The sequence below is a fragment of the Pseudoalteromonas aliena SW19 genome, assembly GCF_014905615.1.
Taxonomy (GTDB): Bacteria; Pseudomonadota; Gammaproteobacteria; order Enterobacterales; family Alteromonadaceae; genus Pseudoalteromonas; species Pseudoalteromonas aliena.
In genome coordinates this window covers 130,141-152,467 of the sequence record NZ_AQGU01000026.1, presented here as the reverse complement: position 1 = coordinate 152,467, position 22,327 = coordinate 130,141, and the positions used below count along the sequence as shown (strand labels likewise).

Sequence of the window (22,327 nt, the reverse complement as noted above, 5' to 3'; positions counted from 1 at the left end):
ACAAAGGGATTGAGAAATAATGGATATAGAATTATGGAAAAGGATTTCAGGCTTTATTGACTTAGATAGTTACCCTGAGCTGCCTTGTCCTCATTGTAATCAGTATTCACTAAAGTTAAGCAAAGAAAGTGTTCAATCTCGGCCTGTTAATAAAGAACACTTACTTATTACCAGTCGAAAATACCGATTTGAAAAAGAGAGAAAACAGGCTTTAATCGATAAAAGTCGCGAAGTAAGTAACAAAAGTGAAGGTCTTCTTATCCCATTGCTTCTAACTTTTACAAACGCTTATGCCGAGGCTGTTGAGCCTACAAATGGTAATACTTTTATATTTAACAGTTTTTTTGAGTGTGCGAACTGTCAACAGAATATAAGTGCTTCAGGAATGTTATTGGAGCACCAAACTGGCATGAGTCAGTCATCATCAAAGGCTAGACAAATAAAAGTTGAGCATTTTTCCCCATCTATTTTTATATTTCCGATCTCAGAAAATGTTCCCAAACATATAGCTGAAGAGTTACTAGATGCATTTAAACACTTTCATTTTGATCCTCCATCCTCAGCCTCTAAATTAAGACGGGCAATTGAAAACTTTTGCAAGGATATGCAGGTTGAGGGTAACAACCTTGGGCGAATGATCAAAAGTTTGGAGAAAACCCATCCTGAAGAGGCTAAATACCTTGATGCCTTGCGACAGATTGGGAACGAGGGGACGCATGGCTCTGATGTAGCTGAGCTCGATTTGCTATACGCTTTTCAAGTTTTCCAGTTTGTTTTAGAGCTTTATGATCGAAATGCTCGCTATAACGAACTCACTCATGTGTATGACAAGTTGGCTAAAAAATATGAGAAAAAGAAGCAGCCACAGCAGCTCCCCAAGCTTGAACAATTAGATAATACTAAATAACAAAATAAGAATAAAATCATGAATGATGTAACTCAAGAACGTATTTTTCAAGATGACATAATTAGCCAAATGGTGGCGAATGGTTGGGTTGAAGGCACAGGCGCTGGCTATAACTGCGAAACTGCTCTGTATGAGCAAGATGCGCTGACCTTTGTTAAAAACACCCAACCTAAAGAGTGGCAAAAGCTGTGTAAGGTGTTCCCCAATGACCCTGAATGCCACTTTTTAGACGCGCTGGTGGCACAACTTAAAAAAGCAGATATAAACGCCACAGATAAAGCCTCACGCACGTATGGTGTATTAGGTGTATTACGCCATGGTTTAAAAATTCGTAATGCGCGTTTTGAGTTATGTCAATTTAAACCAGAGCATAACCTAAACCCCGAAACCTTAGCGCGTTACGAGCAAAACACTTGTCGTATAGTGCAAGAATTGGTGTATAGCCCGTATGCCAATGCTGAGCACTTAGCTGCAACAGGTAACAAAGCCAAAAGCTGGCGCATAGATTTAGTGTTATTTATAAACGGCTTACCCGTATCAACCCTTGAGCTTAAATCAGAATTTAAACAAGCGGTTGAAAATGCAATTAAGCAATACAAACAAACCCGCTTACCTAAAGACCCTGCGACTAAAAAACCAGAGCCACTACTTACCTTTAAGCGCGGTGCATTAGTACATTTTGCCGTAAGCCAGTACGAAGTGTATATGACTACTAAGCTTGCAGGCGACGACACTTTCTTTTTACCCTTTAACAAAGGCACAAGCGAAGGTGGTGCAGGTAATGATGTACCTGAAGATACTAGCCGTTATGCAACCGATTACTTGTGGAATGAAGTATTAGTGCCTAAAAACCTGCTTAACATTTTAGGCAGCTTTGTACACTTGCAAATAGAAGAGTTTGAGAATTGGGAAGGGCTAAAAGATAAAAAAGAAACGCTTATTTTCCCGCGCTATCATCAGTGGGATGTAGTAAGTAAGCTTATTGAGGCTGCAATTGAAGAGGGCACAGGTAACAAGTATTTAGTTCAACACAGTGCGGGCTCAGGTAAGTCAAACTCTATTGCTTGGACAGCCCACCAGCTTTCTACTTTGTATGACGAGCAAGGTAATAAACAGTTTCATTCAGTGATTGTTGTAACAGATAGAACAGTACTTGATGATCAGCTGCAAGATACTATTTATCAGTTTGAGCATGCAGACGGTGTAGTAGGGCGTATAAATAATAAAGAAGGTGACGGTTCTAAATCAGAAAAGCTCGCCAGTGCACTTGAAAACGCTCAGCCAATTATTATTGTAACCATTCAAACCTTTCCGTTTGTATTACGTGCTATAGAAAACAGTACCAGCTTAAAAGAGCGCAGCTATGCGGTTATTGCCGATGAAGCCCATTCATCACAAAGCGGCTCTACAGCTCGCCAGTTAAAAGAAGTACTAATGACTGAAGAAACTGATGACGACATTGAATTGTCATCAGAGGATATACTCGATGCAACTGTTGCAGCTCGCCGTGGTAGTGCAAACCTTAACTACTATGCGTTTACTGCCACACCTAAAGCAAAAACAATAGAGCTGTTTGGACGATTACCTAACCCAGAACTACCTCCATCAAAACAAAATAAGCCAGTGGCGTACCACATATATTCAATGCGCCAAGCAATAGAGGAAGGCTTTATATTAGATGTACTTAAAAATTACACTAACTATAAGGTGATGTACCAACTTGCTCAAAAAATAGAAGCGGCAGATGAAGAGGTTGATAGCAAAAAAGCTGCGGTAAAACTTAACCAATGGGTGCGTTTACACGACCATAATATATCGCAAAAAGTTAAAGTGATTATTGAGCACTTTAAAGATAACGTAATGGGTTTATTAGGCGGGCAAGCTAAAGCAATGGTAGTAACTGGCTCACGTAAAGAGGCTGTACGTTATAAGTTAGCATTTGATAAGTATGTAGCTGAAGCCCTAGCAGAGCAAAAAACAGGTTACTCGACAATACGCGCTATGGTGGCATTTTCGGGCGAAGTTGAGTTTACTAAAAGTGACCCTGATAGTGCTGCATTTTTAGATAAAAAGTTTACTGAAAAAAATATGAACCCTGATCTTAAAGGCCGCGATATGCGCAAAGCCTTTGATAGTGACGATTACCAAGTAATGCTGGTGGCTAATAAATTTCAAACGGGGTTCGACCAACCAAAGCTATGTGCTATGTACGTAGATAAAAAGCTAGGCGGCGTTGAGTGTGTACAAACTCTGTCGCGACTAAATCGTACTTACCCAAGTAAAGCAGAAACAGGCACGTTTGTACTGGACTTCTTTAATGCCCCAGAAGACATATTAGAAGCATTTCAGCCTTACTACCAAACAGCAGAGCTTGCTGATGTAACTGACCCTCAGATTGTTTTTGATTTGTTTGAAAAACTGCGTGCTAGCGGTATATTTTTGTGGGCTGAGGTTGAGCAGTTTTGTGCGGCCTTTTTCACTAAAAATAAATCTAATGCGGCGATAAGCAATATTATTCACCCAGCTAAAGAGCGTTGGCAAAAGCGTTACGCATCTGCAATTGAGGCGTATATAAAAGCCAAAGAAATGTTTGAACGCACTAAAAAGACTGAAGACGCTGTATTAATAGCTAACGCAGAAACAAGCTTTAAAGAGTGCAAACAAGAAAAAGACCGTCTAGAAATATTCAAAAAGGATTTAGGTAGCTTTACCCGCTTTTACGAGTTTATGTCGCAGCTGGTGGAGTACGATGATAAAGAGCTTGAAAAGCTAAGCTTGTTTGCCCGCCACTTACGGCCATTGTTACGTGAAAAAGTAGTGACTGAAGATGAGCTTGATTTAGACAACGTGGTAATGAGCCATTACCGCCTATCAAAAATACGCCAACAAGATATACAGCTAAAAGAAGATGCGCCTGATTATAAGCTAGAGCCAAGTAATGATGTGGGTAGTGCTAAAGCGAAGGATAAAAAAGAAGCGTTTTTATCACAAATAATCGACAAGCTTAATGAGGTTTTTATTACAGATAACCTAACCAATAAAGATATGCTTAATTACGCCATTACAGTACGCGATAAGCTAACTGAAAACGCCTCTGTAATGAGCCAGATTGCAAACAACAGCCCAGAGCAAGCTATGCTTGGTGATTTCCCTCAAGCGATGGATGACGCCATTTTAGGAAGCAGTGATGCACACCAAGAACAAATGATGCAGCTACTATCAGATCCCGCAAGAAACCAACAATTTGCGCGGGTGATATTTGATATGTTGAGCGGAGAGAAATAATGCTTCTTGTAAATAGCCCTTGGTTTGAAAACTATAAAAAATTATCAGAAGCTCTTCAAAGGCTTTATCGAAAAGGCAATAACCCAAGCAGAAGACTTTACGAAGCGGTTTGCAATGATACAAAGTTCACTAATACTAATAAGTGGATAATGAAGTTTTCTTCGCTCAGAAGCTTAGATCCTGTCCACATTTTCTCCGCTATTTCAGCAAACAATCAAAAAGATAGTGCTAGAACTGAAAAAATCTTAAATGTTATAGATTTAATAAATCATGAAATTGAGCAAGTGTATATGTCAGAGGTTCAGCCCTCTACATTTTATGAAATTGATTATACGGGGTGCCCAGCTCCACCAGCAATCCATTCTCTTTCACTACGGGATGTGGATAAACAGATGGAGATATGGGAAGCCTTTATCTCTATTTATGAAAAAGAACAAGATTGTGACCTAGAGTTAATATTTGAGAAGTCAAAGACCTGGTATGGAGTGTCTCATAGACTACTAACTATGTTTATGTTTTGGGTTAGTCCTTATAACTTTCTTCCTTTAGATCGAAATACAGTCAGTTTTTTAGATAATAACCTTGATGGTTTTAAAGAACCAAAGACGGGGGGGGCTTATAGAGAGCTTTTGAAATATAAAAATTCGCCAGTCTATAAAGATATTGCTGTGATGTCTTATTCTCCAGATTCTTATAAGTCGCTTGAAAATGTGCCTGAGTATGAGCGTTATTTCGGAAAGGAAAGTACTGATTTAAAAACTAAACGGCATAATTTTAAAATACTAGCTATGAAGCCTCTTACAGGATGCAACCCTAAAAACTTAAAATCTCTTGCAGAGGAACAGCTATACAAATTAGACAAAAACTTTCACTTAGATGAAATGACGAACATTGAATATAAAGAAGACTTTAATATTTATAGTTTGAATTCAATGACCCTTAATTTTAGTGCTATTGTTGGAAAAAATGGAACAGGTAAAAGTACATTAGCAGAGTTGTTTATTGCTTGTATTAACAATGTAGCCTTTAAAGTTTTTTCTGAAAATAGTGACGTAAAGTTAGGTTATGTGGATTCATTATTTGCTGAGCTTTATTTTTACAGTGATGAGTTATACAAATTTGAGCTAAAAGGTAGTGATATTAGAGTTATTACTTATGAAGAAGTTAGAGAAGGTGTTTTTTATAAGTCAGAAGAGGCAGAACTACTCTCTCTAAAATTTGATAGTTTATTTTACTCATTACTTGTTAATTACTCCCTACATGGCTTAAACCAAAGATATTATGAGAAAGACTGGCTAGAAAAACTTTTTCATAAAAATGATGGTTATCAAACCCCTATAGTAATAGAGCCATATCGGAAAAATGGAACCATAGATATTAATGTTCAAGATGAGCTTGTAAAAACAAGGTTAATCCACAACCTTTTATCACCGTCAGGTAGTGATGACTCTTTTAGAGTTTTAAAAAGAAGTGAAAAAAAAGATTATCATGCTCATAGCTTTAAGCTTTGCAATAACCATTCAAAAATAAAAGATATTAAGAGAGAGTATAAACGAGCTGACAGTAGGGATGAAGAAGGGCACTTCCTTAAATTAAGCGATATTGTTGTAGGTGATTTAATAAAAGAGTTATTTCGAGAGTTTGAATGCGAAGATAAGGTAGAAACACTCGATGATTATGGTAGGAACTACTTGCTAAGGAAGTTATTACTAATCACATTGAATAACAATAAATATTATGAATTCTTTAATTTAGTTAAAGGTGAGTACAAGTTTTTAAAAACCAAAAAGTTTATAAAGGCAATTAGGAATGATACTAGTCATAGAGTTGCAAAGTTAAGAAGAGCAATTAACCATTATAAATTTAGTTTATATAACTCAACTGCTAAAACATATATTATTACAGAGGTTTCTCAAGCTATTGAAGAGATATTAAACGAATCTGGAGATGCTCATCTTCATAACAAGCTACCTGAAGATAAATTAGAGTTCCTACTCCCCCCATCATTTTATTATCACCACATTTACTTAGAAGATGAGACTGAATTTTCATCATTAAGCTCGGGTGAAAAGCAAATAGCGTATTCTTTAAATTCGTTAACCTACCATCTGAGGAATTTAGATTCTGTTCTTATTGAATCCGAAAGAGCTAAATATAATTTTGTGAATATTTTTCTAGATGAAATTGAGCTCTGTTTTCACCCTGAATTACAGCGGATTTACCTAAATGAGCTATATAAAACGTTGAAGCGTTTTGACAATGAGAGCGAGCATATTAATGGAATAAATATCTGCTTTATTACTCACTCACCATTTGTATTGTCAGACATACCAGATAGTAATGTTTTATTTCTAACACATCATAATAAATATGAGTTGTTATCTGTACCTTTTGAATCAACTACCAAAACGTTTGCGGCCAATATTCATGACTTACTGAATGATGGCTTTTTTGTAAGTAGCACCATTGGGGCTTTTGCTGAGAGATGTATTAAATGTATTTTAGATTTTGATTTAGAAGTACAACAAACTGACCTATCTAATGAGGAAAGTAAGAAGAAATTGGAAGAGAAGTTTCACAAAGAGGCGAATAAGTTTAGGTATATTATTAGTAGCTTGGGGGATTCATATATTAAACCCATAATGGAAAGTCATTTTATGGCAATAGTTGAGAGGCTGGGTCTAGCTGATATAAAAAGCAACTTGAAGGAAGAAAAAATTAAAGCTTTGGAGCAAGAGCTTAAGTTACTAAGGTCGGATGAAAATGCTTAAAATAGAGTATCCTGAAGTAGGTTCCCCTGAATCTGTAAAATTTATTGAAGATTATCAAAGTGTCTTTAGTTCAGGCATTGATGAAATGCAAAGAAGACTAGATACTATATTGAAAGATCCTAAGTTCTCAAAAGTAATAGTTAAAAAAGTTGATGAAATATTAGTCTTAGATTTTGAGAGTTTGATAAAGCTAAATAAGTCATTCTTAAGTTGTAATCCAGCTCAAAAAGAATTTGAAGAAGTTCAAAAGATTTTTAAATATGATGGAAAGGGGGCTGGGAGTCTGCAAAGAAGAATTGCTAAATTTTTCGTAAAAAATAAAGAATTATTAAATATTCATACATGCTACTTTTGTAACTTAGAATACATAAATCCTTTCGTAGATGTTGCTGATTACCATGATGTTTATGACTTTATTCAAACTGCTCCTCGGAGTGATTTGAATAAAATATATTACATAGTAGAGAGCGATACTAAGAAGATAGTAGAGCTTAGAAATCTATATTCAGGTGATGCGCTTCTTTTAAAAATAAAAGAAACATTAACTCCACGCAAGTTTGAGAATTTGAAATATATGAATTTTAACGATAGTAAATTTCATTTCACTCTTGATCATGTGCTAAGCAAGGGTAAGAACCCACTGTCAGCTTTATCCTTGTTTAACTTAGTACCGAGTTGTTATTCTTGTAATTCAAAGTTCAAGGGGGAACATAGGTTAGTAACTTCAATAAAAGACTCTATATTAAGCCCTACTTGTAATAAGTTTGACTTCAGCTCAAGAAATAAATTTATAGTGGGTTTTTCTAACCCCTTAGTAGACTATTCATTAGTCAAAGGTATTAAAGACTTTACAATTAAGCTCCATATACCGAATAAAACTAAAGGCTATGGTAAGTATGAAGCAGTTTTTAAATTGAATGCTAGGTATAAAGAACATAAAGAAGACATATTAGATTTAATAAGTAAAAAAGAGAAATATCCAACAAGTCATATTCGTACTATTGCTAGGCTTACCAAAACGCCATTTGATGATGTTAAAAAGTCAATATTTGGCGAAGAATTGAGTTTGAGATCTTCCGAACTAAACCGAAAGCCTAAAGCTAAATTAAAAGTTGATATTGCTAGGCAGCTGAAAATTTAGTTTTGAAGCCCTAAGTGGGTGATTGAAGTAACCCATAAATTTATTATTATTGTCTTTCTTACCGAGCTGATGATGTGAAATTGATATACCATCAAAAGAATGTTGACCGTTAATTATAAGGTTCGTAAAGTGTTTTGTACTGCTGAGATTATTTATCATATTTATTTTTAGTACCATGAATAGTACCTGTCATGGTAATTGTTAGTTTTAAACAGCTTTTAAAACAGTTGGTTGGCTTCTCTGTTAAGACTCCCCCAGCTCCACCAATAACGGTTTTTAGATTCGTTGTCTAAAAACCATAAAAAACCCGCAACTTGAGCAATCAAGTTGTGGGTTTTTTTATGGTTATAGCTTATTTATTGCAGCTGATCCGATTTAAGAGAATAGGGTAGCCACTTTAAGAGTTTGCTAAACAGCATATCTTGGGAAATAGGTTTGGAAATATAATCATTCATGCCTGACTCTAAACATTTTTCTTTATCGCCGGTCATTGCATTTGCAGTCATTGCTATAATGGTAATTGGCGCTGCTTTACTTTGTTTTTCATTGTTTCTTATTGATATTGTGGCTTGATAACCATCCATAACTGGCATTTGGCAGTCCATTAAAATAAGTGAATATGGATTTGATGTGTTTGCTTGAGCTAAATATTCAAGGGCTTCTTGGCCATTGGCTGCAATATCGACAAAAGTAATGCCCATTTTTTTCAAAGTGATTGAAGCAACCATCTGATTGACCTGATTATCTTCTGTTAATAAAATTCTAATATTCTCGGCCCATATAATATCATCTGGAAGTAATGCTTTTTTACCTATGGTGGGCGTGTGTGAACGTGTACCTTCTGAATCTATTTTTTCAGGTAAGCACGCTTCAAGCATGCGAATAAGGCCTTTTGTTGTTATTGGTTTAGGAAATTGCGTAGCAAAATGACTTTGATTTAGCACTTCGTTACTTTCAGGTTCATTTATAGTTGTGATTAATGCGAGTTTAGAAATATGAGGATGATCTAAAGCATTTATTTTTTCACCAAGGGCTAATCCATTGCCGTCATTTAATTTTTTGTCAATTATAACAATATCAAAAGGGCGAGTAGGTTGGGTATAACATTGCTCGTAACTGACAAGTGCAGACTTGGTCGATGAACTTGTTGTTACATTTGCTCCCCAATGTGAAAGTTGTCTTTCAAGCATAGTAGAGAGGCTGCGATTACTGCACACAATATGTATGTTTTTATTGGTTATGTTAACCGGTTGGCTGATTTTTTCTGGTTTAGTGCTTTTTTTAAATGTTACATCAAAGCTGAATTTACTTCCTAGATGCTCTTGCGATTCAACGTTGATATCACCTTCCATTAAAAGGCATAGTTTTTTTACAATTGCTAATCCTAAACCCGTTCCACCGTATTTACGTGTGGTGGATGAATCAACCTGAGAGAATGATTTAAAAAGCTTTGTTTGTTGATCAGCCGTTATACCAATGCCGGTGTCTTTTACTTGGCAGTAAAAGCGCATTTCAGTTGTATTAATTGGCAATAGTTTAGCTATTATTGTTACTTCGCCTTTCTCGGTAAATTTAAGCGCGTTATTAACAAGGTTGACGAGTATTTGCTTAAGGCGTCCAGAGTCGCCAATTACATAGCGGGTCTCAATGTTAGTCGTATCTAAAACCAGTTCAATGTTTTTTTGATAGGCTTGTATTGCTGATGTTTCAATAAAATCGTCAAGTACGTCGCGCACGTTAAATTGGAGCTCTTCCAGTTCAAGCTTACCGGCATCCACTTTTGAAAAATCTAAAATATCGTTAATTATATTTAATAAAAAATTCGCGCTGTTAACCGCAATACGTGCATGCTCTTGCTGAGTCGGCTTTAATGGGCTATCTAGTAGAAAATTTAACATCCCCAAAACCCCATTTATAGGGGTACGTATTTCATGGCTCATTGAAGCTAAAAACTCACTTTTAACGATACTTGCTTGCTCAGCCAGCGCTTTTGCTTCAATTAATGAATCGTTAGCAGCAATACGTTTTGTTATATCTTGTTGTATCCCTACAAATGCTGTGAGGTTGGAATACTCATCAAATACGGGAGATATTTGCAAACTATTCCAAAATGCAGTGCCATCTTTTTTATAGTTTAATATTTCTATCCTTTGCGTTTTGAGTGCTTGTATTGCATGTTTAAGAGTAGAAATTGATTTTTTACTTGTTTCAGGTCCTTGCAATATTTTGCAATTGACTCCAAGCATTTCGTGCTTTTTATAGCCGGTTATATTTTCAAAAGCAGTATTAACAAAAACTAAAGGAAGCCCTTGCACTTTAGCGTCGGCAATCGAGATACCTACATTACATGACTCTATAGCATGAGCGAGTAAATCATTTTGCTCTTTCGCTTTTTTTAACGCGTCTTGAGATGCTTTTTGTTCGGTAACATCCGTAATTGACCCCGCCATTCTTATTGCAAAATTATTTTTATCTCTGAGTGCCATTCCTTTTACTCGATAGTAGCGGTATAGCCCCGATTTTGTTTTTAACCGGTATTCAATATCATAAGGTGTACTATTTTTTAAGTGAGCTGTTAGGCGTTTATTGTGCTCACAAATATCGTCAGGGTGTACAAGCTCAAAAAAAGAGTCTGCCTTGTTTGGTAGTTCATCACTATCTTGATAACCAAGGAGCGCTTTAATACGTGGTGAAAAATACATCTTCGTTGATACAATATCCCAATCCCATATACCATCATTACTGCCTTTCACTGCCAGTTCATAACGGGCTTCGCTTAATTTAATTGCTTTTCGAGATGATTCTAAGAGTTTAAAAGGGTTGAGTAGTAAATGTCGTCCAAACATTAGCAATATAGTTGAAGAAATTAACAGGCTAAAAACAAGGGCTACAGCAATATCTTTCATAAAGCTGGCTACTTTATTTGTCAGTAACGTACTTGTTGTAAAATACTCAAGTTTAATATCTGTTGAGCCAATCTGCTTATGATTAATATTTATATAGTCTTCATTTTCTCGTAAGTTTGAAAAGGACACCCACGGCCCCTGTAAGGTAAAACTATGGCTATCAACTTTAAACTTTGCAGGTAATAGCTCTACCAATGGGGTATTAAATTGAATAATTAACGCACCTTCACTAAGGCCGTTATATTTAATAGGTACTGCCATGATAAATAAATCATTTTTACTCGTTTGATTCAGGATTATGGCCGTGTCTAGTTTGTCTTCGAGAATACCCGATAACCAATTGGGCGCTAATGAAATTATTTTCGCTAGCGAAGTGTCATTACTGTAAACAACTTCCTGAAGTATATTAACAATAGCAATGCTTTCTATTTTACCTAAAATTTTATACTCAAATAAATAATCCAGCATGATCGCTTTTGATGTCTCTGAGCCCATAGTTGACGTTGTAAGTATTGGTTGCTTGGCCAGATCTTTAAGAATTTGCTCTCTTGTTTCAATAAAGAGTGTTAAGTAGCTCGTTGTAAGCTCTGACTCCATTTCAATACTTTCACTTTGTAAGTTTCGAATTGTATCCTCAGCGCGGCTACCAACAAGTACAAGGCTTATACCTATTGAAAATAAAAGACTTAAAGCCAAAAAAGTATAAAAAGCATAATTAGTATTAAGCTTAATTTTTTTACTAAATTTGCTAAGCATATGTCGTTATACCTCTTCCTTTAGTTATTTTTTATCACATATATGCTGCCATCGGTTTTATAATTGGCCATACATAAATCATCAACTCCTAGCGCCTCATGGGCATCAGTATTGCTTGTAGTCCAAGTACTAAAAGGCTGTTTATATTCTTTAATTAAACCATTTACAGGTTTGTTTATATTCTCTAATGCTACTTTTATGTTTGCTCTATTATTACTGACATTATCCGTAAGAGTGATTTGCGAAATAGCTTGAAGAAGTATTTTTGTTAAATCATATGCATGTATAAACCCAGCGGGTGCAGCTAGTTCTTCTAAAGAAACAGATAAAAGCGTTGCTTGCTCTTGTACATGTTTTGTAAGCGTTGCTTGCGGTTTTTTTAAAAAAGAAAAGCAGCTTTGAATAAAGTGTAAGTTTAGATTTGACTGCAAGGCTGTTTTTACTTTACTAAAAAAATCCCCACCCGTAATCCCCCAGTGGCTGACAATGGGTAGGCGTTCACTTGCTTCAAAGCTCTCCATAGCACGAATTATTTCAGCGCCTTCAATTGCATTGCCAACAAACAAAATACAATCTGCTTGATCATTTATTATTTTGCGTAAAATTATTTTTGCACTGTTTATTTTAGTGTTCCAGTTAAACCAATCTACTTTAGTGTCTTTGTCTCCAATTGCTTTTATTATTGAGTTGTAGTTAGATTTCCCCCATGGCGTATTTTCTAATAATAGTTGTGGGTTTTTGCAGTTTAAGGTGTTGGTTGCATATTGGACCATTCTGTATCCTGCTTTTGTATCGTCAACAGAGAGTCTAAATACCCAGTTTTTATCGCTTGGGTAGCGTGTAATAGGCCCACCTGCTGCCCATGGCACCAAAAGTAACAGTTCGTTTTTATTTATAAAATCTCTATTTTTAATATAAGGTGGTGAATGCAATCCGCCTAAAAAAACCAGCGCATTTGGGTCTTTTAAAAATTGTCGCATATGTAATAAGCTGCGATTAGAGTTACCTCTGTTATCTTTTTCGACAATATTTATTTGGTAGTTTTGGGCACTATAATCAACTTCAGCAAGCGCAGTAAGTGCCCCCATTTTCATCGCATAAGCAGATTCGTTATGGTTTGAATAGTCAGAGTCATGATAAATGGTGAGTGTTTTAACACTTTGCGTATTTGCGCTTAGTTCAAATGGCAAGGTAAATAAAAGGCTTAATAAGGCAAGTAAAGTGGTGATACGCATAGAGAAACTTTATGTTAGTAATTTGTTGTAAAGTTAGCGTATTTTTTGATTATTTTCCCGTTTTAAAAGAAATGATTTTGGTATAAATGAAAAACGATAAATTAGTATTGAGTAATAGGCGCATTTATTTAATGCTTATGTGAATAAAAAGAACCCGTATTAAAACGGGTTCCTTTTGAAATGCTAAGCTTATTTAAAGTCGCTTGGGTTGTGGCGCTCTACCATTTGTTCTTCTTCAGGACCCCATGTGCGATTAACACGACGCCCTCGTTTTACAGCGGGGCGCTCTGATATTTGTTTAGCCCAGCGAACAACGTGAGTGTATGAAGCAACATCTAAAAATTCAGCTGCATCGTACAAATCGCCAAGCACTAATGAGCCGTACCACGGCCAAATTGCGATATCAGCAATAGAGTACTCATCACCTGCCATATAATCATTGTCACCTAAGTGACGATTTAATACATCAAGTTGGCGTTTCGTTTCCATAGTAAAGCGGTCAATGGGATATTGCATTTTGCTTGGTGCATAACTGTAAAAGTGACCAAACCCGCCACCTAAATAAGGCGCAGAGCCCATTTGCCAAAATAGCCAGTTACGACACTGCGTTTTAGCTTTCAAATCTTTAGGGGTGAGCACATCAAATTTTTCGCTAAGGTACTGTAAAATAGAGCCTGATTCAAAAATGCGAGTCGGTGGCGTGGTTGAATGATCCATAAGCGCTGGAATTTTTGAATTTGGATTAATATCAACAAAGTCAGATCCGAATTGATCGCCATCACCGATGTTAATGAGGTATGCGTCGTACTCGGCATTCGTTAAACCAAGCTCTAAAAGCTCTTCAAACATAATAGTGGCTTTTTGACCATTAGGTGTCGCAAGGGAATAAAGCTGAAATACGTGCTCGCCAATAGGTAAGGTTTTATCATGAGTCGCGCCCGCAATTGGGCGGTTAATACTGGCAAATTTTCCGCCACTTTCGCTGTCCCACGTCCATACTTTTGGTGGTATATAATCATTTTGCTCACTCATAAATAACCTCTCTGTTAGATAAAATTGTTTAAAGGTGGTCTGTTTAATTTATCGATCTTTAAATTTATCGGCTTTTGCTAATTTAAAACCTAAAAGGATTCCGCTTAACGCTCCAAATAAATGACTTTCGAACGATACATGAAAACGTTGTGGTAAAACGCCCCATATAAAACCGCTATAAAGTACGGCAACTACAACGGCAATAATGATTGATTTTAGTGAGCGCCTGATAACTCCGTAGCAAAGTATAAAGCCCCACAGGCCATATATAACGCCGCTTAAACCGACATGAATATTACTGCGGCCAAATATCCACACTAACAACCCGCCTACACACGCTGTAAAAATAAATACATTGTAAAAACGCTTAACGCTGTATTGGCAAATTAGCCAACTTAACACTACAAATGGGACCATGTTGCTAGCGAAGTGCCACCAGCTACCATGTAAAAAGGGGGCGCACAGTATGCCAATTAAACCTTGGATACTGCGTGGATATATACCTAGCCCATTTAAGTTAATTCCGGGTAGACTATTGATCACTTGTAATACAAAGCAAATAGTAACGACGCTAAAAATTGCGAAACGCGTACTGGTTAGCAACGACAGGGTGGTTGGCTTGGTTTGCATATAATTGCTCTAGTTAACTTAAGAGTTGCCAGTATAGGAATTGTATTTAGTAATTAAAAGCAATTAAAAAAGCACAGCATAAAAATGCTGTGCTTTTTTTAATTACTACTGGCTATTAACCAAGTTTGGTTAGTAGCTTTTTAGCGGCGAGTTCAGAACTTGCAGGATTTTGGCCTGTGATTACTAAACCATCTTCTAGTGCAAGTACGCCCCAGTCTTCAGTTTTTTGGTAATCGCCACCTTTTTTAATTAGCTCGTCTTCAACTAAAAATGGCACTATGTCGGTAAGCTGCACTGCTGCTTCTTCAGAGTTAGTAAAACCAGTTACTTTTTTACCCGCAACTAATGCATTACCATCAATATCTTTAACATTTAAAAATGCCGCACTTGCATGGCATACCGCAGCCACTGGTTTTTGCTCTTTTATAAAGCTTTCGATAAGTGAAATTGAATCAGTGTTATCAACCAAATCCCATAATGGGCCGTGGCCACCTGGGTAAAATACGGCATCAAAGTCGCTTGAATTTACTTCACTCAACACTTTAGTGTTTGCCATTAATGTTTGTGCTGCGCTATCTGCGTCGTAACGTTTAGTTGCATCTGTTTGGAAATCAGCAAGCGTACTTGTCGGATCAATGGGTGGTTGGCCACCAGCTGGAGACGCTAAGGTTACTTCAACACCTGCATCAATGAATGCGTAGTACGGGGCTGCAAATTCTTCTACCCAAAAACCAGTTTTTTCGCCAGTGTTACCAAGCTCTGCGTGAGATGTAAGAACCATAAGTATTTTTTTAGACATTAAATGTATCCTTCTGATGATTTGAATTAGTTAATCTTGCTTACCAACTACTATATGCACTAACACCGCTTTAAACAACGATGATAAATTTAACTTTATTGGTTTAATAATTGATACAATAAAGAGGTTGAATTTTAAATACGCTACGGAGCGTTTATGAAAGTCTCGTTTGAGCAATTAAAAAGCATGGTTGTATTTGCGCAAATTGTAGAGCAGGGCAGCTTAACCGCTGCTGCAAAGCAATTAGGGCTTACGCGAGCCGTGGCAAGTTATCACTTAAAAAAACTTGAAACCCAGCTTGAGGTTACTTTATTAAATCGCTCAACTCGTACTATGGCGCTTACTGAGGCGGGTATTGCTTATTATGAGCGCTGTAGAATCATTACCGAACAGGCTAACGCAGCTAATCAGCAAATAGAGAATATAAAAAGTGAACCACAAGGTTTGCTTAAAATTAGCTGCCCTGTAAATGTAGGAATGCAGCTAATTGTGCCGGCAATAAATACCTTTAAGCGCCAATACCCTAAAATTCAAATAGATTTACAACTTACCGACGACGTTATTGATATTATTAAAAATGGCTTTGATTTTGCTATTAGAGGGGTGGCGCTGAGTGACTCTAATTTACAAGCAACTAAGCTGACGACAATGAGCACATGCATTTGTGGTGCGCCAGATTATTTTGCTCATTTTGGTAAACCTAAAACGCCTTTAGAATTGGCAGAGCATCAATGGGTGGTTTATCAATTGGGTAGTAAAACATTAACACTTCAAAAAGATGGAAAAAAACACGACATCATAATGCAAGGTGGTTTAAGTACTAATAACGCCGCTGCGCGTACCGCTTTTGTCGAAGCCGGGCATGGCATTGGCCGTATACCGCTTTATGATGCCTGGCCAAAAGTACAAGCAGGGTTGCTTGAAATTGTATTAGATGATTATAAAAGCAAAGATATTGAACTGTACGGGGTATTTCCGCCAGGAGCAGCGGGCTCTAAAAAGCTACGGTTATTTATTGATTACTTAAAAGCCTATTTTGTAAAACAGCATACCGCTTTAGGTATGCTGAAAAGCGTTTAATTATTTTCGTTTTTAAAACATTTATAAAGTACGGTTAAATAATGCCACCGCTTGTTGATACATATTAATTGCAAGGGCAGCGTCGTATCGCTCGCCTTCATCACGCATAAAGGCATGTTGCGCATTAACTTCTTGCCATTGGTAATTAATAGCTGTAGTTACACATTGCTGATAAATTTTTGTACGACCTTCTTGCGGTACATGTGGGTCTTGTTTACCCCATATAAAGTGAATTTCACCTTGTATATCAGCCATACGCTCTAATGAGTTATTTCCAGGCTGTGCAGGTAATATATCGCTGTGAATATCGGTTGCGTATAAACAAAATGCCGCTTTAATTTCAGGATTTAGCGCCGCTCTATAAGCTAAATGTCCGCCAATACATACGCCCATAGTGCCGACGGTTCCTGTGCAATAGCTTTGTAATCTAATAAAGTCGATTAGGGTTTGTGTGTCGCTATCGTGATGCTCAAGTGGCTTTGCCCATTTATCAGCGTTGCCTTTATCCTTACCTGCATCATCGTAAGCGAGCACTGTACCTATAGGATTTAACTCATGAAACACTTCAGGTACTAAGACTACAAAGCCATGGCTTGCTAAAATAGCTGCGCTGCGTGCAATAGGGGCCGTTTGTTGAAAAATTTCAGAATAAAAAATAAGTGCAGGGAACTGTCCTTGCGTCTGAGGACGGTAAACAGTGGTGCGCATCAGGCCTGTTGGCGTTGGCAAGTCTGCGGTATGGTGTTGAACAATCATAAAAGCGCTCAGTTATATAAAAGTATATGGTAACCGAGCGCGATAAAATAAACGACTTTTGTTGTCGAGTATTTAAATACTAACAGGCATTTTAGTGCAGCTTGCGTAGTAGCTTACTGTTGCGGGCCAGTCTGAGAATATTCCCATTACGCCTACATCTTGTGCCAGTACATCAACAACGGTCATCATGTCGCCATCGTTATTTATAACGTCAGCAATTGACTGATAGTAATAACCGCCACCTTCATTTAGTGGGCCTGAGCGCTCAAGGCTCCATGCAATAATATTAAGCCCCGCCGCTTTAGCGTCAATTGCGTATTGCGAAGGTGTAATGTTGTTATCGTTATCAATTGTTAAAAGCATCCACATAGGCGGCGCTATAATTTTAACGCCATCAGCAAAAAGTTGTTCCATGCTTGGCTGCCATGTATCTGCATTATTTGGGTCGAAACCAGCATCGCTATCACGACCATCTAAGTAAACACTTTGCGCCGCAAATTCAGGGTTTGAATTAATCCAATATTTCACATCGGCTAGATTAAATGATTGCGGATAAACACGATTAGCAGGGACATCCATTTGTGTATATTCATCGATCATTTTTTGCGCGTACTGTGTTTGCGTCATCCCATCAAAAGGCATGCTAACTTGTGGCGATTTAAGCTCTGGGGTCATTTTTACACCCAACTCTTTAAATAGCGTAATACTTTGCTTATGAGTTAATAGTGTACCGCTGGTGGCGTATAAGTCGGTGCGCCAACTTGGCGTGCCATCCATGTAATCGGCAACCGTTGTCGCACTGGTATTAGCGCCATCCATTTTACCTTCAAGGGTTAAAAACTCCGCTAAGCTTATGTCGCTGGTACAACATTTAGCAGAAGCGGCAATACTATTAGCAGGGTCGGCTGGTGTAAATGGCACACTGCATTTAGCTGCTAGTTCAGGAATGGCTAAAATATTAGTTGTGGTGTGTAAGTCGCATTGAGAATGGCGACACACAAGCTCTTTATCGTTTGTAAATGTGACATCACATTCAATAATGCCAGCGCCCATTCTAGCGGCGGCAACGTACGCCTCCTTAGTATGTTCAGGGTATTGCATTGGCGCACCACGATGACCTATTGAAAAGTCGGTACGATAAAAAGGCCCTTCATTACATGATGCTAATTTTGTTTTTAGTGCACTGGGTGCCATATCATTAATTAAATAGTCAGGGCGAGTACCGAGTTGAATTTTTCCTTTATTAGCGACTTCTTCAACTTGATCATTGGTAACAGTAACTTGTTTTTCTATTATTTTTTCATTGTTATTGCAGCCAGCAAGTGTACTCAAAAACAGGCAACTCGCAAGCAAGGTAATGCACTTCATTGTTTATCCTTAAAAAGTAAAATTTTTATTATTTTAATGGTTATTAATGACAACTTAGCTACAAGCTTATTAATTTACGTTTTTATTAGGGCCTGTTTATCTTTCGAGGTTAAATTTGCAGCAGTGTGTTTGGTATTTAGGCAAGGCAGAGCCTATGGTGTGTGGTTATTCCCCATAAATAGGCGATAACGCAGCATAAATGCCAAACATGCGCTGCCCTTGGGTTCTGCCTAGGGGCAATTAACTCTTTGTTACTCGGTTTTTACTTAGCCCACTAGGTTACAAACCTCACGCCGCGATTAAATCGCCCCTAGATTGAACGAATTTTAATCCTGAAAGGTCAACAGGCCCTAAAAATTTGATTCACTAATAATGCGCCTAACATTATAGCTGCTCCAATGCTTAGCCGGAGGATATCAGCGTCTCGGTTCCAAATAAGCACATTAACTATAATACCAGCCGGAATGAGTAAATTATTCATAACAGCCAGTGCACCCACATTGACAAGCGTTGCGCCTTTATTCCACATAAAGTAACCAAGGCCAGATGCTACAACGCCTAAATAAACAAGTATGCCCCATTGTGTTGATGTGCTTGGCAGCTTATTTGCGTTGCCAAATAAGGCATAACACACACTGGCGACAATTAATGCGCCGATAAAAAACCAGCCAAATACAGTTTTATCGTCAAGCTGTTTGTTTTGCATTAAGCGTTTGTAGGTTACTTGGCCTACAGCAAAACTTATATTCGCACCTTGAACTAATAATAAGCCGATTATGAAATTGCTATTTAGATTTTCGTAACGAATGGTAATTGCACCGATTACAGCAATAAGTGCGACTATAAAAAAGCGCGGGTTAAAATGTTTGTTTAATGCATCATTTAGCAGAGTAATGTACAAAGGAGTCATTACTGTAAATAGCAGTACTTCGGGAACGCTTAAAAATAAAAAGGAGTGATAGTAAAAGCTATACATAACACCAAGTTGTATGGCGCCAATCAGCATGAGCTTTAACGCTTGCGGCCTAGGAGTTTGCTTAAACTTTAAAAAAGGCAAAAAGATTAATGTTGCCAGTGCGATGCGTATTAATACGCTAAACCATGCATCAACCTGACCTGCTAAATACACGCCAATTAAACTAAACGAAAATGCCCAAAGTAAAGTTACTGCAAATAAGTACCGCATAGTCATCATCTTTAAATAATTAATGACAGCAGTTTATCTGTTATATATTGATCTATAAACAATAAAAGCCCGCAAGCGGGCTTTTATAAGAGAATAACTAAATTATTAATTATTCAACTAAACCACGGCGCTTAAGTAGTGCGTCGGTTGTTGGTTTTTGACCTCTAAACTCAATATAGCTTTGCATTAAGTCGCGGCTATTACCTTTTGATAGGATTTCTTTACGGAACTTATCACCATTTTTACGTGTTAAGCCGCCGTTATTTTCCATATGTGCAAAAGCATCTGCTGCAAATACTTCAGTCCAAAGATACGCATAGTAACCAGCTGAATAACCGCCTGCGAATGTATGGCTAAAGAAGTTTGACTTATAACGCGGTGGTACAGGGTAGTAAGCAATACCGTGTTTTTCTAATGCATCTTGCTCAAAGGTTTGAACGTCAGTTACTTTTTCATCAGAACCAAATGAATGCCATTCCATATCAAGCAATGCAGCAGCTAAATACTCAGTAGTACCGTAACCTTGGTTGAATTTTTGCGATTCAAGCACTTTATCAAGTAACGCTTTTGGAATTGGTTCACCCGTTTTGTAATGCTTAGCGTAGTTAGCAAGTACCGTTGGTTCAATCATCCAATCTTCGTTTGCTTGCGACGGAAATTCAACAAAGTCACGCGCCGTTGCAGTACCCGCTAAGCTTGGGTATTTAACATCTGAGAATAAACCGTGTGCAGCATGACCAAATTCATGGAACATAGTAGACACTTCGTCAAACGTCATTAGCGTAGGTTCGCCTGCAGCAGGTTTTGGAATGTTTTGCGCATTATAAATAACCGGTTTAGTGCCTTTTAAGCCACTTTCGCTTACGTATGCACTCATCCATGCACCGCCACGTTTACCTTCACGTGCGTAAGGGTCTAAGTAAAATAAGCCAATGGCACTGTTATCAGCGTTAAATACTTCATACACAGTTACGTCTTCATGATAAACAGGCAGGTCTTTACGCTCTTTAAATGTAATGCCGTAAAGTTTATTCATTGCGAAGAATAAACCGTCGTGAATTACCGACTGCATTTCAAAGTATGGTTTAACAAGGGCTGGGTCTAAGTTGTACTTTTCTGCTCGTACTTTTTCAGCATAAAAAGTCCAATCCCATGGTTTAAGCTCAAAGCTTTCGCCAGAATCGTTAATTACTTTTTGAATGGCGGCAGCTTCTATTTTCGCTTTTTCAACTGCTTTCGGTGCAAGATCATCTAAAATGCCATATACGTTATCAGTGGTTTGCGCCATACGTGATGTCATTACATAAGAAGCCCAATCTTTATAGCCTAAAAGCTCAGCTTTTTGAGCGCGTAGGTTGGTTTCTTTGATAATGATAGGGCCGTTAGTTTTTGCAGCACGGTTTGCAGAAGCTTTAAAAACTTGCTCACGTAAATCGCGGTTTTCAAGGCTGCTTAAAATTGGCTGTTGCGTTGTATTTACTAGCGTGATCATGTAGCCGTCTTTGCCCGCTTTTTTAGCAGAAGCTGCAAGACCGGCAATTTCACCTTCAGAAAGACCCGCTAATTTGCTCTTATCAGTAACGACAATAACGTCTTCTTTGTACGATTTTAAAATGTTCTGTGAAAACGCAGTCGATAGCTGAGCTAGCTCTGAGTTTATTTCACGCATTTTAGCTTTTTCAGCATCGTTTAATTTAGCACCTGCTTTTACAAACTGCTTGTAGTAAAAATCAACTAAGCGTTGATCTTCTGCGTTCAATTTATCTTGGTTGTCGTAAATTGTTTGTACGCGTTTAAATAATGCACTATTTAAATAAATATCATCTGAGTGAGCCGATAATACAGGCGCCATTTTTTCATCAATGCGTTGGTACTCATCATCTGAGATCAAGCCAGATAAGTTATAAAATGCGGCTGATACACGATTCAATAACTCGCCTGACAGCTCCATTTCAACTAATGTGTTTTCAAATGTTACTGGAGCTGAGTTATTAGCGATAGCTTGAATTTGCGCTGTGTGTTGTGCAATGCCTGCATCGAATGCAGCTTCGTAATCTTTAGTGCCAAACTTATTAAACTCAGGGGCCATGTACTGTAATGGGCTTGGTTTAAATAAAACATTGTTTGCGTTAATGTCTTGCACTTGTGCAGTGTCTTCTTTTGCCGTGTTTTTTGTTTCATCTGATGAACAGGCAGATAGTAATAGGGTACTAGCAATAGTAGTGGCGATCAGTGTCTTACGCATAATAACTCCATAGAAAGATTAGCCGGAATAGGCTTTGCGAGTTGAAAAACACAGCTAACTTATCAAATTTTGATTTATATACAATAAAGTTTATCGGTATTAAGCGCTATTTGGGCGCAAATTAACTAATAATGAGCATTTAGAGGGTAAAGCAGCCCTAAATAATATTATTTGAGCTACTTTAAAATATAAAAAAGGAGGTTGTTTGTGTATTAGGAGTTAACTGCGGC

At 37.5% G+C, this 22,327-nt stretch carries 14 protein-coding genes; 5 read left to right on the top strand and 9 right to left on the bottom strand.

Annotation, left to right across the window (positions count from 1 at the left end):
* Positions 1 to 19 precede the first annotated feature (19 nt).
* The 4 genes from PALI_RS11900 to PALI_RS11885 are packed head-to-tail and all read left to right on the top strand — an operon-like array spanning position 20 to position 8,104.
* Entirely contained in the window at positions 20 to 907 is an 888-nt protein-coding gene (locus tag PALI_RS11900) for a DUF4145 domain-containing protein (protein ID WP_182758910.1), read from the top strand.
* An 18-nt stretch (positions 908 to 925) separates the two neighbouring features.
* Positions 926 to 4,192, top strand: a complete 3,267-nt coding sequence (locus PALI_RS11895) for a type I restriction endonuclease subunit R (RefSeq protein ID WP_193155990.1) — start codon at positions 926 to 928, stop codon at positions 4,190 to 4,192.
* Complete coding sequence (locus tag PALI_RS11890; protein ID WP_193155989.1) at positions 4,192 to 6,963, top strand: AAA family ATPase; 2,772 nt, start codon at positions 4,192 to 4,194, stop codon at positions 6,961 to 6,963. The genes PALI_RS11895 and PALI_RS11890 overlap by 1 nt, the downstream gene beginning before the upstream one ends.
* The gene (locus tag PALI_RS11885) at positions 6,956 to 8,104 is read left to right on the top strand and encodes a hypothetical protein (RefSeq protein WP_193155988.1); all 1,149 of its coding nucleotides are present in this window, start codon (positions 6,956 to 6,958) and stop codon (positions 8,102 to 8,104) included. Before PALI_RS11890 ends, PALI_RS11885 begins: the two co-directional genes overlap by 8 nt.
* Positions 8,105 to 8,460: 356 nt before the next feature.
* Here PALI_RS11885 and PALI_RS11880 read toward each other — a convergent pair whose 3' ends face one another.
* The 5 genes from PALI_RS11880 to PALI_RS11860 all read right to left on the bottom strand — a co-directional run bounded on the left by PALI_RS11880 (position 8,461) and on the right by PALI_RS11860 (position 15,462).
* Positions 8,461 to 11,766, bottom strand: coding sequence for a PAS domain-containing hybrid sensor histidine kinase/response regulator (locus PALI_RS11880; protein WP_193155987.1), 3,306 nt, complete (start codon positions 11,764 to 11,766; stop codon positions 8,461 to 8,463).
* A gap of 20 nt (positions 11,767 to 11,786) precedes the next feature.
* A complete protein-coding gene (locus tag PALI_RS11875; protein ID WP_193155986.1) occupies positions 11,787 to 13,001 on the bottom strand; it encodes an ABC transporter substrate-binding protein in 1,215 nt (404 codons plus the stop codon).
* Positions 13,002 to 13,190: 189 nt separating this feature from the next.
* Positions 13,191 to 14,033 (bottom strand): glutathione-dependent disulfide-bond oxidoreductase, encoded by an 843-nt coding sequence (yghU, locus tag PALI_RS11870; protein ID WP_193155985.1) that lies wholly within the window; start codon positions 14,031 to 14,033, stop codon positions 13,191 to 13,193.
* Between the two features lie 48 nt (positions 14,034 to 14,081).
* On the bottom strand, positions 14,082 to 14,663 hold the full coding sequence (locus tag PALI_RS11865; RefSeq protein WP_182703313.1) for a rhomboid family intramembrane serine protease: 582 nt from the start codon (positions 14,661 to 14,663) through the stop codon (positions 14,082 to 14,084).
* A gap of 115 nt (positions 14,664 to 14,778) precedes the next feature.
* Positions 14,779 to 15,462 (bottom strand): type 1 glutamine amidotransferase domain-containing protein, encoded by a 684-nt coding sequence (locus PALI_RS11860; protein WP_138586717.1) that lies wholly within the window; start codon positions 15,460 to 15,462, stop codon positions 14,779 to 14,781.
* Positions 15,463 to 15,618: 156 nt separating this feature from the next.
* Here PALI_RS11860 and PALI_RS11855 point away from each other — a divergent pair, with 156 nt between their 5' ends.
* Positions 15,619 to 16,542, top strand: coding sequence for a LysR family transcriptional regulator (locus tag PALI_RS11855; protein ID WP_193155984.1), 924 nt, complete (start codon positions 15,619 to 15,621; stop codon positions 16,540 to 16,542).
* Positions 16,543 to 16,563: 21 nt separating this feature from the next.
* Here the strand turns inward: PALI_RS11855 and PALI_RS11850 are convergent, their stop codons facing one another.
* The 4 genes from PALI_RS11850 to PALI_RS11835 all read right to left on the bottom strand — a co-directional run bounded on the left by PALI_RS11850 (position 16,564) and on the right by PALI_RS11835 (position 22,097).
* On the bottom strand, positions 16,564 to 17,298 hold the full coding sequence (locus PALI_RS11850; protein WP_193155983.1) for a dienelactone hydrolase family protein: 735 nt from the start codon (positions 17,296 to 17,298) through the stop codon (positions 16,564 to 16,566).
* A 72-nt stretch (positions 17,299 to 17,370) separates the two neighbouring features.
* On the bottom strand, positions 17,371 to 18,666 hold the full coding sequence (locus PALI_RS11845) for a glycerophosphodiester phosphodiesterase family protein (RefSeq protein ID WP_193155982.1): 1,296 nt from the start codon (positions 18,664 to 18,666) through the stop codon (positions 17,371 to 17,373).
* 340 nt (positions 18,667 to 19,006) lie between these two features.
* Entirely contained in the window at positions 19,007 to 19,852 is an 846-nt protein-coding gene (locus PALI_RS11840) for a carboxylate/amino acid/amine transporter (RefSeq protein ID WP_193155981.1), read from the bottom strand.
* Between the two features lie 109 nt (positions 19,853 to 19,961).
* Positions 19,962 to 22,097, bottom strand: a complete 2,136-nt coding sequence (locus tag PALI_RS11835) for a M3 family metallopeptidase (protein WP_193155980.1) — start codon at positions 22,095 to 22,097, stop codon at positions 19,962 to 19,964.
* Positions 22,098 to 22,327 lie beyond the last annotated feature (230 nt).

What these genes read in the sequence shown, in the direction of transcription:
- PALI_RS11900 (WP_182758910.1), top strand. Translation starts at nt 20, where the DNA reads ATGGATATAGAATTATGGAAAAGGATTTCAGGCTTTATTGACTTAGAT.
- PALI_RS11895 (WP_193155990.1), top strand. Translation starts at nt 926, where the DNA reads ATGAATGATGTAACTCAAGAACGTATTTTTCAAGATGACATAATTAGC.
- PALI_RS11890 (WP_193155989.1), top strand. Translation starts at nt 4,192, where the DNA reads ATGCTTCTTGTAAATAGCCCTTGGTTTGAAAACTATAAAAAATTATCA.
- PALI_RS11885 (WP_193155988.1), top strand. Translation starts at nt 6,956, where the DNA reads ATGCTTAAAATAGAGTATCCTGAAGTAGGTTCCCCTGAATCTGTAAAA.
- PALI_RS11880 (WP_193155987.1), bottom strand. Translation starts at nt 11,766, where the DNA reads ATGCTTAGCAAATTTAGTAAAAAAATTAAGCTTAATACTAATTATGCT.
- PALI_RS11875 (WP_193155986.1), bottom strand. Translation starts at nt 13,001, where the DNA reads ATGCGTATCACCACTTTACTTGCCTTATTAAGCCTTTTATTTACCTTG.
- yghU (WP_193155985.1), bottom strand. Translation starts at nt 14,033, where the DNA reads ATGAGTGAGCAAAATGATTATATACCACCAAAAGTATGGACGTGGGAC.
- PALI_RS11865 (WP_182703313.1), bottom strand. Translation starts at nt 14,663, where the DNA reads ATGCAAACCAAGCCAACCACCCTGTCGTTGCTAACCAGTACGCGTTTC.
- PALI_RS11860 (WP_138586717.1), bottom strand. Translation starts at nt 15,462, where the DNA reads ATGTCTAAAAAAATACTTATGGTTCTTACATCTCACGCAGAGCTTGGT.
- PALI_RS11855 (WP_193155984.1), top strand. Translation starts at nt 15,619, where the DNA reads ATGAAAGTCTCGTTTGAGCAATTAAAAAGCATGGTTGTATTTGCGCAA.
- PALI_RS11850 (WP_193155983.1), bottom strand. Translation starts at nt 17,298, where the DNA reads ATGATTGTTCAACACCATACCGCAGACTTGCCAACGCCAACAGGCCTG.
- PALI_RS11845 (WP_193155982.1), bottom strand. Translation starts at nt 18,666, where the DNA reads ATGAAGTGCATTACCTTGCTTGCGAGTTGCCTGTTTTTGAGTACACTT.
- PALI_RS11840 (WP_193155981.1), bottom strand. Translation starts at nt 19,852, where the DNA reads ATGCGGTACTTATTTGCAGTAACTTTACTTTGGGCATTTTCGTTTAGT.
- PALI_RS11835 (WP_193155980.1), bottom strand. Translation starts at nt 22,097, where the DNA reads ATGCGTAAGACACTGATCGCCACTACTATTGCTAGTACCCTATTACTA.